17 protein-coding genes are annotated in these 14,841 nt (G+C 54.7%); 6 read left to right on the top strand and 11 right to left on the bottom strand.

Annotation, left to right across the window (positions count from 1 at the left end):
* Window positions 1-79: 79 nt before the first annotated feature.
* Complete coding sequence (locus tag LGT44_RS09300; RefSeq protein WP_145469388.1) at window positions 80-1,069, top strand: hypothetical protein; 990 nt, start codon at window positions 80-82, stop codon at window positions 1,067-1,069.
* 88 nt (window positions 1,070-1,157) lie between these two features.
* Here LGT44_RS09300 and ccmI read toward each other — a convergent pair whose 3' ends face one another.
* From ccmI to ccmA, 9 genes are read right to left on the bottom strand one after another with little or no spacing between them, the layout of a single operon-like run.
* Window positions 1,158-2,375 carry a c-type cytochrome biogenesis protein CcmI gene (ccmI, locus tag LGT44_RS09295; RefSeq protein ID WP_230330679.1) on the bottom strand — a complete coding sequence of 406 codons (1,218 nt, stop codon included), beginning with the start codon at window positions 2,373-2,375 and terminating at the stop codon, window positions 1,158-1,160.
* Window positions 2,372-2,833: a cytochrome c-type biogenesis protein gene (locus LGT44_RS09290; RefSeq protein ID WP_145469386.1), complete on the bottom strand. Its 462-nt coding sequence runs from the start codon at window positions 2,831-2,833 to the stop codon at window positions 2,372-2,374. The genes ccmI and LGT44_RS09290 overlap by 4 nt, the downstream gene beginning before the upstream one ends.
* Window positions 2,830-3,345: a DsbE family thiol:disulfide interchange protein gene (locus LGT44_RS09285; RefSeq protein WP_145469385.1), complete on the bottom strand. Its 516-nt coding sequence runs from the start codon at window positions 3,343-3,345 to the stop codon at window positions 2,830-2,832. The genes LGT44_RS09290 and LGT44_RS09285 overlap by 4 nt, the downstream gene beginning before the upstream one ends.
* Entirely contained in the window at window positions 3,342-5,318 is a 1,977-nt protein-coding gene (locus tag LGT44_RS09280) for a heme lyase CcmF/NrfE family subunit (protein WP_230330717.1), read from the bottom strand. Before LGT44_RS09280 ends, LGT44_RS09285 begins: the two co-directional genes overlap by 4 nt.
* A gap of 19 nt (window positions 5,319-5,337) precedes the next feature.
* Entirely contained in the window at window positions 5,338-5,799 is a 462-nt protein-coding gene (gene ccmE / locus LGT44_RS09275) for a cytochrome c maturation protein CcmE (protein ID WP_145469384.1), read from the bottom strand.
* On the bottom strand, window positions 5,783-5,971 hold the full coding sequence (gene ccmD, locus LGT44_RS09270) for a heme exporter protein CcmD (RefSeq protein WP_145469383.1): 189 nt from the start codon (window positions 5,969-5,971) through the stop codon (window positions 5,783-5,785). Before ccmD ends, ccmE begins: the two co-directional genes overlap by 17 nt.
* Window positions 5,971-6,717, bottom strand: a complete 747-nt coding sequence (locus LGT44_RS09265) for a heme ABC transporter permease (RefSeq protein WP_145469382.1) — start codon at window positions 6,715-6,717, stop codon at window positions 5,971-5,973. Before LGT44_RS09265 ends, ccmD begins: the two co-directional genes overlap by 1 nt.
* A 5-nt stretch (window positions 6,718-6,722) precedes the next feature.
* Window positions 6,723-7,391, bottom strand: coding sequence for a heme exporter protein CcmB (gene ccmB, locus LGT44_RS09260; RefSeq protein WP_145469381.1), 669 nt, complete (start codon window positions 7,389-7,391; stop codon window positions 6,723-6,725).
* On the bottom strand, window positions 7,388-8,035 hold the full coding sequence (gene ccmA / locus LGT44_RS09255; protein ID WP_145469380.1) for a cytochrome c biogenesis heme-transporting ATPase CcmA: 648 nt from the start codon (window positions 8,033-8,035) through the stop codon (window positions 7,388-7,390). The genes ccmB and ccmA overlap by 4 nt, the downstream gene beginning before the upstream one ends.
* A 201-nt stretch (window positions 8,036-8,236) precedes the next feature.
* Here ccmA and LGT44_RS20155 point away from each other — a divergent pair, with 201 nt between their 5' ends.
* Both LGT44_RS20155 and LGT44_RS09245 read left to right on the top strand, forming a co-directional pair.
* Complete coding sequence (locus tag LGT44_RS20155; protein ID WP_230330680.1) at window positions 8,237-10,141, top strand: flagellar hook-length control protein FliK; 1,905 nt, start codon at window positions 8,237-8,239, stop codon at window positions 10,139-10,141.
* Between the two features lie 11 nt (window positions 10,142-10,152).
* Window positions 10,153-10,440 carry an EscU/YscU/HrcU family type III secretion system export apparatus switch protein gene (locus LGT44_RS09245; RefSeq protein ID WP_230330681.1) on the top strand — a complete coding sequence of 96 codons (288 nt, stop codon included), beginning with the start codon at window positions 10,153-10,155 and terminating at the stop codon, window positions 10,438-10,440.
* Between the two features lie 69 nt (window positions 10,441-10,509).
* Here LGT44_RS09245 and LGT44_RS09240 read toward each other — a convergent pair whose 3' ends face one another.
* Window positions 10,510-11,172 carry a TetR/AcrR family transcriptional regulator gene (locus LGT44_RS09240; RefSeq protein ID WP_145469377.1) on the bottom strand — a complete coding sequence of 221 codons (663 nt, stop codon included), beginning with the start codon at window positions 11,170-11,172 and terminating at the stop codon, window positions 10,510-10,512.
* A 224-nt stretch (window positions 11,173-11,396) separates the two neighbouring features.
* Between LGT44_RS09240 and hemN the strand changes: the two genes are divergently transcribed.
* The gene (gene hemN / locus LGT44_RS09235; protein ID WP_145469376.1) at window positions 11,397-12,776 is read left to right on the top strand and encodes an oxygen-independent coproporphyrinogen III oxidase; all 1,380 of its coding nucleotides are present in this window, start codon (window positions 11,397-11,399) and stop codon (window positions 12,774-12,776) included.
* Complete coding sequence (locus LGT44_RS09230; protein WP_230330682.1) at window positions 12,745-13,332, top strand: TlpA family protein disulfide reductase; 588 nt, start codon at window positions 12,745-12,747, stop codon at window positions 13,330-13,332. Before hemN ends, LGT44_RS09230 begins: the two co-directional genes overlap by 32 nt.
* 12 nt (window positions 13,333-13,344) lie before the next feature.
* Here the strand turns inward: LGT44_RS09230 and LGT44_RS09225 are convergent, their stop codons facing one another.
* Window positions 13,345-13,944, bottom strand: coding sequence for a hypothetical protein (locus LGT44_RS09225; RefSeq protein WP_225691683.1), 600 nt, complete (start codon window positions 13,942-13,944; stop codon window positions 13,345-13,347).
* Window positions 13,945-14,058: 114 nt separating this feature from the next.
* Between LGT44_RS09225 and LGT44_RS09220 the strand changes: the two genes are divergently transcribed.
* Complete coding sequence (locus LGT44_RS09220) at window positions 14,059-14,820, top strand: GNAT family N-acetyltransferase (RefSeq protein ID WP_145469373.1); 762 nt, start codon at window positions 14,059-14,061, stop codon at window positions 14,818-14,820.
* The last annotated feature ends 21 nt before the right edge of the window (window positions 14,821-14,841 follow it).

Below are 14,841 nucleotides of genomic sequence, written 5' to 3'. Positions count from 1 at the left end.
CGAATGATCAAACACGCCAATAGCGAAAATCTGACGGCTTTTGTATAGTCATTCTGACAAATGACTGCAGGATGCCGCTATGAAATCCAACCGCCTCACCCTTGCACTTTGCCTCGCCGCTCCTCTGGCACAGGCCGAATTTTCCAATACGTCCTACAGCTTCTTTGCTGCCGGCTTTGAGAATGTGAATTACTCGGAGCACCTCGATAACTTTGGCGGTTCAAAGGTCGATTCAAGTTTCTCTGCCACCAATTTTGTTCAGCGCTCCGGCGGCTATACCGCCATTGACGAACATTTCGGTTTCTTTATTAAGACAGCCTCAACGCTGATTGCTCAGGAAGAAACAGAAAAGTGGGACGCCAGTGGCTTTTCCGGCCCGGTGCAGGAAGATGTAGCGGCAATGAACTATCAGGCTCTGGATACCACCATGGCCTACCATATGGGCAATGGCGGTTACTGGCTGCTGGGTATTCATTATCAGAAAATCAGCTTTTCCCGCTTCGGCTGGGAAAGCACGGATCAGACCGAAAGCTTTGCCGATTCTATCGAAGACTATATCCGCAATACTCCGGCGTTGTTTAATCCGATTCAGACAGGTATCAGTAACGGCTCCTTTAAGGATTCTGCGGGTAATATTATTACCACCGAAGCCGAATACTTTGCGGCAACCCGCTATAAACCAGAAGATACCCTGGAGGTTGTATTCGAAGATGCCAGCTCTTTCAGCCTGACCGGTGGCTATGAATACGACAGCTACTTTATGAACCAGTCACTGGGGCTGCGTTATATTGCCGGTGCTCAGTTAGGGTTAAACCTGTATGAAAACGTACTGAACAGCGGAAATAACAAAGCGCTTACCCGCAATTTTGGCGGTGGCATTGATCTGCGTTTAACCGCCGGTATTGGCTACCAATTCCGTCCGGAAGTCGGTGCGATGGTTATGCTGGATGCCAACGGCAGCTGGCGTGATGGCATTAAAGAAAAGCTGAATTCAGCACAAACCGTAGAACTGCCGGATAACACCTTTTATGCCTACGCTCTGACCGGCAGCGTGTTCTGGAATTTCTGAAAAACGGAAATATTCGCGCTAAAAAAACCGGGCAGTGCCCGGTTTTTTTTATTTATGCCTGTCGCTGAATGCCAGGCACTGCTGAATACTAAGGCAGCAAGTCACTGATGGTCAGTTTAATCAGATTTTCTTCATGATTACTGACGGGTGACTGCTCGGCCTGCCAGTCACCACTTTGTGGCATTGGCTGGCCCGATTTGGAAATCCGCGCCACTAACGCGACCTGTTCATGACTGCTGAGGTTCATACCCGGCGCCATCGCCTGTGCGTCACTCAGGGTAATCACCTGTGGTAACTGAGCGACTGTCAGCTTCTGTACGGCTAATGGCATTGGCGGGCCACTGACAGCACGGGCCAAAACAAACACAGTATCCGCCGGATCAACGGCGGCCTTAGCTTCAGCAGAAAGGTCGACCAGCACTTTAATTTCGCTGCGTTTCATCCAGCTTAAATCCACCTCACCACCCTGCTCACGCACGTGTTCAACCGCACGTAAAATACCCTGTGCCAGCATTTGCGCTTCCGGGGAATCGCCCATGCCCAGCCACAGCTGACGCCAGTAATTAACGGCGCCCTGATAATCTTTTAATTCGAAGGCGAGCATACCGGCCATACCTAACGCCTGACGATAACCCGGAGTCAGTGCCAGTGCGTCTTTTAACAGCTGGTACATGCCGTTATCCGCTTTCTGATCAGCGGCAAAGAAGCGTGCCTGAGCCAGGAGTGTCATAGTCGCCGCACGGTCAGCGGTTGCCTCTTCCGGCAAGGCAACCAGAATATCGGCAAAGACTTCTGCGGCCTGAGCAAAATCGCCATTGGCATTCAGTAAACGGCCGCGCAGGTAATTCCACTCGATATTGCCCGGTTGCTTTTGTCCGGCAGCGGCAAGGCGCTCAATTAATTCACTGCGTTCCGGCTGCGTCAGTTCAACCTGACTGGCTTTTTCCAGCAACTCAGTGGCGCGCAGCTCATTCGCGGCCCCCCACTGCTGATACAGCAAGACGGTTCCGGCCACAGAAAACAGCAGCAACGCCAGAGCAACCGGCCAGCGATAACGTGCAGGAGATGCTACTGCCTGACGACCGGCATTACCGCTGGACGCCAGAAATTCACGATCCAGCTCCAGCTGCAGTGCCTGCTTTTGTTCCTCATCCAGATCGCTGGCCGCCAGCTCATCGGTGCGTTCCTGATACAGACGCAGATTTTCTTCACTCTGATAACGGTCATCAGCTTTTTCCCGGTGCCAGACCGGCACCAGCAAAAACATCAGCAGTAACAGACTCAGTAATAACAGTGCCCAGATCATGAAGATTTCGCCTTATTTTTTAATGCTTGCAGACGTGCCTGCTCTTCTGCACTTAACGGTGCTGCTGGTTGTTTCTGACCGCGACGGATCAGCACCAGTAATAACAAACCAAATACGAAAACCAGCGCAGGACCAAACCACAGCAAAAAGGTTTCTGCGCGGAATGGCGGGTTATAACGCACAAAATCGCCATAACGGTCGACCAGATAGCCGACAATTTCTTCGTCGCTCTGACCTTCCTGCATCAGCTCGTACACTTTATCGCGCAGATCAACCGCGACCGGGGCATTGGAGTCCGCCAGATTCTGGTTCTGACATTTCGGGCAGCGTAAATCCTGTGCCAGCTGCTCAAAGCGCGCGGCATCGTCAGGATCGTCAAAGGGATATTTATAACCATCGACCGTTGCCAGCGCTGACAGTGGCAACAACAGACAGAGAAACAAGAAAATTTGCTTCATTGCATCGCCTCAAATTGCGGCTGCAGTTTGTCCCAGACCGCAGGATTCAGATCGCCGATATGCTTAGCGCGGATAATCCCTTTGCTGTCGACCAGAAAGGTTTCCGGCGCGCCATAAACGCCGAGTTCCAGACCTAACTTGCCATCAGGATCGGCGATATTAAACAGATAAGGATTGCCGTAAGCCTGCAGCCACTGACGGGCTTTAAAATCATCGTCTTTGTAATTAATGCCGACGATTTTAACGCCTTCTTTGGCCAGCTCATTTAAAAAAGCATGCTCGGCTTTACAGGTTGGGCACCAGGTTGCCCAAACATTCACCAACACCGGCTCCTGCGGTAAATGATTGGTGCTTTCGCCGGACTCAACGGTATTCAGAATAAAGGTCGGAAACGGCTTACCGATTAATGGTGACGGCAGCGAGGTTTTATCCTCCTGACCCAGACCGATCCAGAACAGAATGCCCATGGCAATAAAACCGACCAGTGGAATAAAAAGGAACGCGCGGTTCATGCGGTCACCTCCTGTGCAGTGTTTGCCTGAGCATTATTCTGTGGTGCATTTTTACGCTGGCGGTAACGCTTATCCAGCATGGCCAGCAAGCCGCCCACCGACATAAAGATTGCCCCCAGCCATACCCAGCGCATAAAAGGTTTTACCTGCAGACGCATACCCCAGGCACCATCGGCCAGAGGTTCACCCATGGAGACATACACATCGCGGAACAACGATACATCAATCGCCGCTTCGGTCATGATCGAACCGCTGGCGTTGTAACGGCGTTTCTCCGGCTGCAGCAGAGCAATCTCACGCTCGCCGTCATAGACACGGAAACGAATGGCATCAGAAACGTAGTTCGGTCCTTCCACATGGCCGGCATCAACAAATTCAAAGCGGTAATCACCAAGCATTTCCGAATCGCCTTTGGCCATACGAACCGACACTTCTGTGCTGTAATTCGCCACCATGGTGACGCCGATAATGGTAATCGCCACACCAAGGTGCGCCAGTACCATGCCCTGATAGCTCAGACCCAGCTGCGGAATACGGCTTAAACGGCCACGGGCTTTTTTCCAGACATCCACCAGCGTGGCGCCAATCAACCAGAAACTGACGCCCATACCCAGCAGCACTTTCCAGTTCATTGTGCCGTCAGCCAGCAGAGGTACCGCAAAACCCAACAGCACAGCGGCAACCATCGCCGCCACGGTTTCAGAGCCCAGACGCTTAAGGTCATCGGCTTTCCAGCGCGCCATAGCACCCAGCGCAATCACCAGCCCCAGCACGACGCTGATAGGTACAAACATAAAGTTGAACCAGGACGCACCCACCGACAGCTTGCCCATGCCCATAAAGTCGATAATCAGCGGATACAGGGTGCCCAGCAGAATGGCAAAGGCAGCCACCAGCAACAACAGGTTATTAAGCAGCAGGAAGCTTTCACGCGACACCCAGCTATAACGGCCCACCGACGCCACGGTCGGCGCTTTAATGGCATACAGCAATAAGGAGCCACCCACACAGATACCCAGCAGCGCCAGAATAAACACCCCGCGCTCAGGGTCAGAGGCAAAGGCATGTACCGAGGTCAGCACACCGGAGCGCACCAGGAAGGTACCCAACAAACTCAGGGAAAAAGCAAAGATAGCGAGCAACACCGTCCAGCTTTTAAACAGGCCGCGTTTTTCAGTCACCGCCAGCGAGTGCAGCAACGCAGTGGCCACCAGCCACGGCATTAATGAAGCATTCTCAACCGGGTCCCAGAACCACCAGCCGCCCCAGCCAAGCTCGTAATAGGCCCACCAGCTGCCCAGAGCAATACCCAGGGTCAGAAAGATCCAGGCAGCCATGGTCCACGGACGTGACCAGCGCGCCCAGGCGGCGTCCAGACGCCCCCCCAGCAACGCCGCCAGAGCAAAAGCAAAGGCAACCGACAGACCGACGTAGCCCATATACAGCGTTGGCGGGTGCACGATCAGACCAAAATCCTGCAGCAGCGGATTCAGGTCAGCGCCTTCCTGCGGCATGCTCGGCAGGTTACGTTCAAAGGGATTAGACGTTTCCAGGGTGAACAGAATAAAGCCCACCGACACCATCCCCATAATCGACAGCACCCGCGCCACCATATCCAGCGGCAGCGATTTACTGAACCAGGCAACCGCCAGCCCCCAGCAGCCCAGCATGGTTACCCACAGCAACAGCGAGCCTTCGTGAGCGCCCCAGACCGCGCTGATCTTGAATGCAGTCGGTAAAGCGGTGTTGGAGTTTTTGGCGACATAAGCCACCGAGAAATCATCCACCACAAAGCAGTAAGCCAGAATCACCAGACTGATGATCAGAAATAACGCCTGTGCACTGGCCAGCGGGCGGGCATAAGCCATCAGCCAGCCCTGACCACGGCGCACACCGACCAGCGGTACCACCACCTGAATCGCAGCCACCAGCAGCGCAAAAATCAGTGCCAGCTGGCCAAACTCAGGCAGCATTCCGGACAGATTTCCCATGTCAGTATCTCGCTTCTTCTAAGGCCTGCTTACCGTTCTGGTGCGCTTTTTCCAGCGCATCCTTCACTTCCGGCGGCATATAGTTTTCATCGTGTTTGGCCAGCACTTCCGAGGCGACGAATACACCGTCCTCACCCAGTTTGCCCATCGCCACAATCCCCTGCCCTTCGCGGAACAGATCCGGCAGGATACCTTCGTAGGCAATGGTTACTTCCGACATACCGTCACTGACCACAAAGCGCACTCCCAGGCCACTGTCATCGCGCACGACACTGCCCGGCTCGACCAGACCACCAGCGCGGATAGTACGGCCAACCGGCGCTTCACCACTGGCGATCTGGGTCGGCGTCATAAACAGATTGATATTCTGGCTGAGCGAATACATCAGCAGACCAACGGCAGTACTCACACCGAGCACCATAAACAGAATCAGAGTCAGACGTTTTTTACGCTTGGGGTGCATGCTTTTTCTCCCGGCGCAGACGCTGGGCCTGCTCTTTCAGTAAACGACGACGACGCAGCAACGGCTGAGCCACATTTAAAGCAATAATCACGGCGGTCAGGCCATAAGACAGCCAGACGTACAGGCCGTGGTGACCCATGGCCAGAAATTCGCTAACACTGTTGAATTCCATCAGGACTCCAGAATCTGTTTGACCCAGCTGCGCTTACGTTCGTGCCATAAAATTTCATTGCGCGTACGCAGAATGACCAGCAGAGCGAAGAACACATAGGTGGTAACAATCATGATCAGCAGCGGTATCAGCATGTCCGGATGCATGCTGGGCTTCTCCGTCAGCTTCAGCGTGGCCGGCTGATGCAGGGTGTTCCACCACTCCACTGAGTATTTGATAATCGGAATATTCACCAGCCCGACCAGCGACAGAATGGCGCCGGCACGATAAGAGCTGTCTTCCGATTCCATCGCCTGCTGCAGCGCCATCACGCCGAAGTACAAAAACAGCAGCAACAGCATCGAGGTTAAACGCGCATCCCACACCCACCAGGTACCCCAGGTTGGTTTGCCCCAGATGGCCCCGGTCAGCAACGCAATCAGACAAAAGCTGGCACCGATCGGCGCAATCACCTTCGCCACCCAGGCCGCCATTTTCATCCGCCAGATCAGATACACCGCACCGGCCACGGCCATCATCATAAAGGCACTCTGCGCCAGAATGGCCGCCGGTACGTGGATATAAATAATGCGGAAGCTGTTGCCCTGCAGATAATCCGCGGGCGCATACAGCAGCCCCAGAACCAGTCCGACCACCGTGCCGATCACCGACAGAACGGCCAGCCAGGGAATCCAGCCGGTGGTAATTTCATAAAACCATTTGGGTGATCCCAGACGGTGATACAGCTGTTTAAGCCACTGCCACATAACAACTACCGCGATAAGTTGAGTTTTAACGCCGCCGCCGAAGCAAAGGGCGTCAGACATAACGCCAGCGCCAGCATGGCGCCGAGAAAACCAATCTGGCCGTTCCAGGCCATACCAATGCCCGCATGGTACACCGCACTGGCAGCAAAAATCAGAACCGGAATATACAGCGGCAGAATCAGCAGGCTGAGCAACAAACCACCGCTGCGCACACCCGCCGTTAACGCCGCGCCGACCGCGCCAAGCAGACTGAGTACCGGAGTTCCCACCGCCAGACTCAGAATCAACGCCCAGAAAGCATCATCCGGCAGCGCCAGCATCAGCCCCAGCACCGGCGCCATCAGGGTTAACGGCAGCCCACTGATACACCAGTGCACCAGCGCCTTGCCCAGCGACATCGCATACAGCGATTCTCCCGACGCCAGCCACTGCTCCAGCGAGCCATCTTCCACATCGGCTTTATACAGAGCATCCAGCGACAACAAGGTTGCCAGCAACGCGGCAACCCAGATCACGCCACCGGCAATCTTGCTCAAAAACTTAGGGTCCGGATCAACGGCCAGCGGAAACAGTGCTGCGACCATTAAGAAAAACATCAGCGGGTTCAGCCATTCGCCGGGATTGCGCGCCGCCAGTAACAGGTCACGCTTAATGGTTGCAGTTACCAGACTCATGCGCGCGCACTCCCCAGCTCCAGCTGTCGCAGACTGGCAATATTCTCCAGTGCGTGGTGGCTGGTAATAATCACCGCGCCGCCACTTTCCACCTGACGCTGCAGGCGACCTTCCAGCCAGCGCACGCCGGCTTTATCGAGTGCGGTAAAGGGTTCATCGAGAATCCACAACGGGGTTGGCGCCACACATAAACGTGCCAAAGCCACGCGGCGCTGTTGGCCGGCTGACAGCTGCTGACAGGTGGTTTCTTCATAACCGCCCAGCTCAACCTCATCCAGTGCCGCCCACAGCTGATCGTCACTGACGTTCCAGCTGCTGACCAGCCAGCGCAGGTTTTCCAGCGGCGTCAGCGCTTTTTTCACCGCCGCCAGATGGCCCTGATATAAACGCTGTGAAGCATAAGCAGAAAAATCATCGGTCAGAGGCTCTCCGCACCACAGCAGTTCGCCTTCATAATCGCGGTTCAGTCCGGCCAGCAAACGCAGCAGCGTGGTTTTACCGGCGCCGTTCGGCCCCGCCAGTTGCAGCAGATCACCGTTGCCAACCGCTACATCCAGCTGCTCAAACAACACCCGGTCGTCGCGTTCACACAGCAACTGCCGGGCCTGCAAGTCGATAATGGTGGAGCCTGACGTGGCGGTCATGATGAACCTTATTCGAAAAAATCCGCGGCATTATATACAAAATCCCTCTGTCAGGACGGAAGCCGCCGAACTAAGATGGGTAAAGATGCGTAAACCTTGGCCGATATCAACATTATGCAACCCGAATCCGTCCCTCTTATCTCATCCGCGACCCTGAAGGCGGCCGCTCTGAATAAGGTTCAGACGGAGGCCGGCAAGGCTGTGGACACCCCGGCATCCGGCAACATTCAGCAAAGCAGCACAGCTGCGACAGGCACTGCCGGGACAAGCTCAGAAGCCGCGCGCCAGTCTGCCACGCAGAATTTTAATGCCCGGGTGATCAGCAGCATCGCTACTGATGAAGGTTACCGTCTGACCCTCGAAGGCCAGGACAGCTCCGGCAAACCTCAAACCCTGCAGGTCAGCAGTCAGTACCCACTGCCACGCAATACCCAGTTAACCCTGCAATTGAGCCAGGATGCAGACGGCCAGATGCGCCTGGGCATAACGGATATAAAACTCCCGCCGCAGACCAGCCCGTTAGCAGAAACCTCAGCCAGCACTCTGAAACTGGCCGCCGACGCGTTGCTGGCGAGTCTGAAAAGCAACGACAAAACCGCGGCACAGATACCTGTATCGCCAACAACTGCTGCCACAGGCAACAACCCCGGTGTCTCGCAGCCAGGACAACCGGCAGGACAGCAGACAGGACAACCGGCTGCGCCTCTGCCAGCTCTGATCAGCCAGTTTCTGGCCAGCCGCCTGCCCTTGCTGAATACAACAGCCACAACCTCTGCGTCGCTCAGCAGCATGCTGCCAGCCGGAGTAAATTCAGCCGGTATCTATACCAACCCGGCCAGAGCACAAGCGGGCAACAATACTGCACCACTCGCAGGCTCAGCAGCCGGATTGCCCGGTACGGTCACCACGCCATCCGGCTCTGAACAGGCAGCTTCCACTACAGCTCAGATGGGATCAAGAACGGACAGTGCGCGGCTCTTATCGGGCTCCGCCCCGGCTTTGCAGCAACTGTTACAGCAGCCCGAACTGCCAGCCAGCGTGCGTCAGCCGCTGCAGCAGTGGCTGAACCAGCTGCCGCAAATACCGCAGTTGCAACAGCCCGCAGCCCTGCGTGAAAGTGTGCTGAACAGTGGCCTTATGTACGAAAACAAAGTAATGACCCTGCTGCAAAGCGCACTCACACAGCCAGCTCCGGGTATTTCTGGTTCAGGTATTCCTGGCGCAGCGACACCAGACTCCGCAGTAACCTCTGACAGCAGCTCGCTGTTCCGTACCCTCTGGGCCAAAGCCGGAATGGCACAAGCGGCGGAACATCTGCAAACACTCAAAACGGCATTACAGGCTGCAGGCAATACTTCAAATACCCCTTCCGGAGCGGCACCGGTCAGTCCCGCAGATGCCTTAACAGCAGCCCTGCAGACGACGCGCGAGCGACTTGAAACAGCAACAGAAACGCCCGCTCCTGCAATCAGCAACAGCCTGCTGCAACAGATTGAGCACCTTCTGCACAGCGACAGTAAAGCCGCTATGGGCAAAGCGCTGCTTGCCTGGTTGCAGGTCATTGCCCAACACCGTGGCAGAGATGGGCAGGCCTCGGCACCGCGGGAGCTGCCACTGTCATTGCCAGCCGGTCTGCGTGACAACCTGCCGGAAGGCTTTCGCCTGCTGCACAGTACTCTGGCCCAACTTGAAGTTGATCAGGCCCAGCGTCTGCAGAATGGCGGCGACAACAGCCTCAGTATTCCGCTGTATTTCCGTGATGATCAGCAGCCCAGAGAAATCCGCCTGCAACTGCAGAAAGAAGAAACCAGCAGCAGCGACAACGAACAGAAAAAAGTCATACGCTGGCGTCTGAAACTGCATTTCGAACTGCAGCAACTGGGGCCGCTGGACGTGGAGCTGGACATGACCCTGCCGCAGCTGGCCGCGACCTTCTGGTCAGAACAGCAGGACACACTGGCGCAACTGCAACGCAGCCTGCAGCCGTTACGCAGTCGCCTGCAACAGATGGGAGTCGAAGTCAGCGAGTTACGCGCCCGCCATGGCCGGCTGCCGGAAACCAGCCGCAACAGCATCAGACAGAGCCTGGTGGATGTGCACAGCTGAGGAGACGCACAATGAGCATTCCACAATCACTGCTTGAAGCCAGCGAAGCCATCGCCCTGAGTTATGACGGTGTCAGTGCACCCAAAGTCAGTGCCAAAGGACAGGATGAGCTGGCTCAGGCCATTATTCAGCTGGCACTGCAGCATCAGGTGCCGGTTTACGAAAATGCCTCACTCATGCGCTGGCTCGGACAGCTCGATCTGGGTGATGAAATCCCGCAGCAGCTGTATCAGGTGATTGCCGAGATTCTGGCCTTTGTGTATGTGCTGGAAGGTAAGACTCCGGGGCAAAAGCCTTAATGCCCCGCAGCAAAAGAGCATAAAAAAACGCCGGTTAAACCGGCGTTTTTTATTTAAGCATCAGACAGCTCAAACAATACGTTCTGCCTGGCGCTCCAGCGTCGACAATAACCAGCTGATATGTGCCTGCACCACTTCATCCGGGATCAGATCCACCCCAGCCAGCAACATTGGCAATGCGCGGTAGCGGTAGGAATCAATCAGACCGTGAATAGAAGCAACGAAGAACAACGCCAATTGCTGTTGCGCAGCTTCGCTGCGCTCCGCCAGCGATGGCACAGCATCACTGAGCAGCGATAAAAGATGTCGTTGCCATTCTTCAACCAGACGTCCGACCTGCAGCTGAATATCCTGATCAACGGCTTCAGTTTCATCCAGACTGAGCAGCGGTGGCTGAAACATCAGCTGGTAATAACCGGGGAAGCGCTGGGCAAAGGCAATCAGCTGTCCGGCAAAAGCATAGAGAGAATCGGTGGGACTGTTACTGCTCGACATCTGCTCGTTGATATCAGCAAACGCCAGATCAAACCCACGACGGCGGGTATGAATAAATAAAGATTCTTTGTTCGGGAAGTAGTTGTAAATATTGCTCGCAGTCATTCCCAGCTGCGACGCCAGCTTGCGCATGGACAGATGATGAAAGCCAACTTCGGCCATCACGCTGGAGGCACTGTCCATAATTCGCTCACGCTGTGCCGCAATCTCTTCCGCTGTAAACGGCTTCTTTGGCATGTCCCCACCCCTTTCAAGTCTCTGCTTCTGCAGATGTCGTTATATATCGAATTTAACTATAAAACGTCTGATCTTTTGCAAAATCAAGACTGTTAGCGGCCAAAGTCGTAAAAAGTTGAATAAATGTCAATTAAACGTCACGACTGGCATCTTGATATGGCGCAAGGCCCGGCGAGCCCTACGCTCTACAATGACAGCTGATTTCTGTTACCTGTGACGACACCATGACTGAACAACTCCTGTGGGACCCTCTGCTGATCCAGCGTTACAACAAACCCGGTCCGCGTTACACCTCCTACCCGACTGCCGTTGAGTTCCGCCCGGCAACCGACGATCTGGGTGAACGGGCAGCATTCAGTCAACGTGATTCCGGCAAGCCACTGTCGCTCTATATTCACGTCCCGTTCTGCCGCCACGTCTGTTACTACTGTGGCTGTAATAAAATTGTGACCAAAGATACCGGGCGTGCCGCCCCCTATCTGGAGCAACTGAAGAAAGAAATTCTGCTGAAACGTGCCCTGCTGGATAAGAAAGCCGTAGTTGAACAGCTGCATCTGGGCGGCGGTACGCCGACGTTTCTCAGTGATGACGAGCTGGTTGATCTGGTGCAGTTCCTGCGTCAGAACTTTAGCTTCAGCAACGCCGACAGCGCCGATTACTCTATTGAAATCGACCCGCGCGAGCTGCGCCCAAACACTCTGAAAGTACTGCGTTCACTGGGTTTTAACCGCCTGAGCTTTGGCGTGCAGGATCTGGAGCACAAGGTGCAGGAAGCGGTTAACCGTATTCAGCCGGAATCCATGATCCGCGCCGTTATGAACGATGCCCGCGCGCTGGGTTTCCGTTCTATTAATATGGATCTGATCTACGGTCTGCCCTTCCAGACGCTGGAAAGCTTCGACCGCACTCTGGACAGCATTATTGATATGTCTCCCGACCGCTTATCGGTTTTTAACTATGCCCACCTGCCGGAGCGCTTTAAGCCACAGCGCCGTATCTGTGCCGACGATCTACCGGGCGCCGATGAAAAACTGGCCATTCTGGGTCACTGTATCACTAAACTCTCTGCTGCTGATTACCACTACGTCGGCATGGACCATTTTGCCAAACCCGATGATGAATTGGCCCGCGCTCAGGCGGCAGGGAAACTGCACCGTAATTTTCAGGGCTACACCACCCACGGTGATTGCGATCTGATAGGCTTTGGCGTGTCGTCCATCAGCCAGATTGGCGATTACTACCTGCAGAATCAGGTAACTCAGGCAACCTGGGAGCATGCGCTGAATGATGACCGCCTGCCGACGATGAAATTGTTGATTGCCAGCGCCGAAGACAAACTGCGGCGCACCGTGATTGCCGAACTGCTCTGTCATCTGAAATGCGAATTTGCTGCACTCGATCAGATGTTTGCCATCGACAGTCGTCAACATTTGCAAAGCAGCCTTGATGAGTTAGCACCGATGGTGAATGATGGCTTGGTAATCATCGATCAGCATGCCATCCGCATCACCGACAAAGGACGCTTACTGGTACGTAATGCCTGCATGGCATTTGATACCTATCTGCAACAACATGAGCAGCAACGATTCTCCAAAGCCATCTGAATCCTCTCCCCGCAGCGCGCGCAGCAAATGGCTGCGCCGCGCGGCCGAACTCCTTCTGTTTGTTTTACTGTTCAGCGCCCTGAGTCACTGGCTCAGCCGCCATATGCTGCATGCCGGCAGTTATGCCCCCTCACTGCAGCTCCCCATACTACAAGGTAATCAGCCAGACGCTGCCAATAGCAGCCAGAACCCCGGCAGTTATCTGACGTCCGGAGATCTGAACTGGCCTGCAGCCCATCCGCGTACACTGGTATACTTTTTTGCGCCCTGGTGCAGCATCTGCCGCGTCAGCATGCCCGGACTCAATCTGCTGGGTAGTGAAGATCTGCGCGTTGTGGCGGTTGCGCTGGACTGGGAAACCCGGCAGGAAGTTGAAACTTTTATTCATTCGGTAGGCTTCACAGGCGAAGTTCTGCTGGGTAACAAGAACACCGCCGAGCAGTATCAGGTACAGGGCTACCCGAGCTATTACGTGATGGACAACAACGGGGAAATTCTGCATCAGGACAGAGGACTGAGTACACCTCCCGGACTGTGGCTGCGTACTCAGCTATAAACAGATAACGATTCAGAGCAAACCAGGTTCACCATTCCAGAAACCCCAGCTATCCCCGTCGTATTGCAGATAAACCCGTTTTTCAAACGGCTTTTGAAAGGACTCCAGACTACGGCGCAGGGTACGGGCGGTACGGAAAGCCGGATCTTTAGCCCAGAGCTGCAGGTCATCGACATACCACTGGATATAGGCCTCGGCGTAATAGTAATCACCGATCTTATAAGGGCTCGATAACTCCACCAGTTTTTTCAGTTTGCCGGTCCCGTAATAAAACCCTTCCTGAGTACCCTGCTCCCGGTGTTCCAGCGGATAATCGTAAATCCAGGTCGCCAGCACTTTGCGTTTACGCCGGCCGTCTTCCTCGACCTCTGCCACTCTCATCTGCTTATCACGCTGCAACAGCCCATAACGGAACAGGCCATCCAGCAATCCGGCATCTTTATCTTTACTGCTGCGCTCAATTTCATAAGGCATAGGAAAAGGGAGCCACAGCAGGGGCTCAGCCTGCAACGCACGGGAAACCAGCTCCGCAGCGGTGTTTTCACCAAGAACCGGCTGCGCAGAAACTGTTCCACAACAAAGTAACAGAATTGTAATAATTAACGGTTTCATAAATCCTCCCCGTCACTTAGCATAGCCGCCCTTTAGACGAATGTCGGACTTGTCATAGAAATGTCACAGCCCTGACTTAGAGTCGCGCTGATCAACAAGATAACAGGATTGACTATGCAGCAAGCCACTGCACGCCAACAGACTGAAACCCTCGAATCGCCACTGGTTGCCCGTATTACACAGGATCCAAAGGAGATACGTCAGGCTCTCGAACTGCGTTATCGTGTTTTTGCCGAAGGCATGGGCGCCAGCCTGCCCACCGCCAGCGAAGGCATCGATAAAGATGATTTCGACGACCTCTGTCTGCACCTGATTGTAAAAGACGTGATGAGCGACCAGGTGATTGGCTACAGCCGCATCCTGACCAACGAGCTGGCACAACGCGCCGGTGGATTCTACTCCGCCACCGAGTTTGACCTCAGCAACATCGTGCTGCCGGGAAAAACCTATATGGAAATTGGCCGCACCTGCGTTGATCCGGATTTCCGCAGTGGCGCCGCCATCGGACTGCTGTGGTCCGGCATCGCTCAATTTATGTCAGCACACAATATCGATTACCTGATGGGCTGCGCCAGTATTCCACTGAACGAAGGCTATGCCCGCACCATCGCCATTGTGAATCATCTGCGCGAAAAACACTTCACGCCCGAGCACATGCGTGCTGAACCTAAAGTGCATATGCCACGTATTGATGTCGATATCGACGGTAAATCGCTGGTGCCATCGCTGCTGAAAGCCTATCTGCGCATTGGCGTCAAAGTCTGCGGCGAGCCCTGTCTCGATAAAGATTTTAATGTCGCCGACGCCCTGATTCTGCTCGCCCGCGAAGACATCAACCAGCGCTACCTGCGTCACTTCACCAAAACTGATCTCTGACGCTGAACCGGCGTCTGCTGC

This window comes from Thalassolituus alkanivorans, assembly GCF_020447205.1.
Classification (GTDB): Bacteria; Pseudomonadota; Gammaproteobacteria; order Pseudomonadales; family Oceanobacteraceae; genus Venatoribacter; species Venatoribacter alkanivorans.
The sequence above is the reverse complement of the archived record's forward strand: the minus strand, read 5'-3'. Positions and strand labels throughout refer to the sequence as shown.

Coding starts and splice junctions, on each gene's coding strand:
- hemN (WP_145469376.1), top strand. CDS start 11,397: ATGACTGAACAACTCCTGTGGGACCCTCTGCTGATCCAGCGTTACAAC.
- LGT44_RS09280 (WP_230330717.1), bottom strand. CDS start 5,318: ATGCTGCCTGAGTTTGGCCAGCTGGCACTGATTTTTGCGCTGCTGGTG.
- ccmI (WP_230330679.1), bottom strand. CDS start 2,375: ATGATCTGGGCACTGTTATTACTGAGTCTGTTACTGCTGATGTTTTTG.
- ccmB (WP_145469381.1), bottom strand. CDS start 7,391: ATGAGTCTGGTAACTGCAACCATTAAGCGTGACCTGTTACTGGCGGCG.
- ccmA (WP_145469380.1), bottom strand. CDS start 8,035: ATGACCGCCACGTCAGGCTCCACCATTATCGACTTGCAGGCCCGGCAG.
- ccmD (WP_145469383.1), bottom strand. CDS start 5,971: ATGGAATTCAACAGTGTTAGCGAATTTCTGGCCATGGGTCACCACGGC.
- LGT44_RS09225 (WP_225691683.1), bottom strand. CDS start 13,944: ATGAAACCGTTAATTATTACAATTCTGTTACTTTGTTGTGGAACAGTT.
- LGT44_RS09300 (WP_145469388.1), top strand. CDS start 80: ATGAAATCCAACCGCCTCACCCTTGCACTTTGCCTCGCCGCTCCTCTG.
- LGT44_RS09285 (WP_145469385.1), bottom strand. CDS start 3,345: ATGAACCGCGCGTTCCTTTTTATTCCACTGGTCGGTTTTATTGCCATG.
- LGT44_RS09265 (WP_145469382.1), bottom strand. CDS start 6,717: ATGTGGCAGTGGCTTAAACAGCTGTATCACCGTCTGGGATCACCCAAA.
- ccmE (WP_145469384.1), bottom strand. CDS start 5,799: ATGCACCCCAAGCGTAAAAAACGTCTGACTCTGATTCTGTTTATGGTG.
- LGT44_RS09230 (WP_230330682.1), top strand. CDS start 12,745: ATGAGCAGCAACGATTCTCCAAAGCCATCTGAATCCTCTCCCCGCAGC.
- LGT44_RS09220 (WP_145469373.1), top strand. CDS start 14,059: ATGCAGCAAGCCACTGCACGCCAACAGACTGAAACCCTCGAATCGCCA.
- LGT44_RS09240 (WP_145469377.1), bottom strand. CDS start 11,172: ATGCCAAAGAAGCCGTTTACAGCGGAAGAGATTGCGGCACAGCGTGAG.
- LGT44_RS09245 (WP_230330681.1), top strand. CDS start 10,153: ATGAGCATTCCACAATCACTGCTTGAAGCCAGCGAAGCCATCGCCCTG.
- LGT44_RS09290 (WP_145469386.1), bottom strand. CDS start 2,833: ATGAAGCAAATTTTCTTGTTTCTCTGTCTGTTGTTGCCACTGTCAGCG.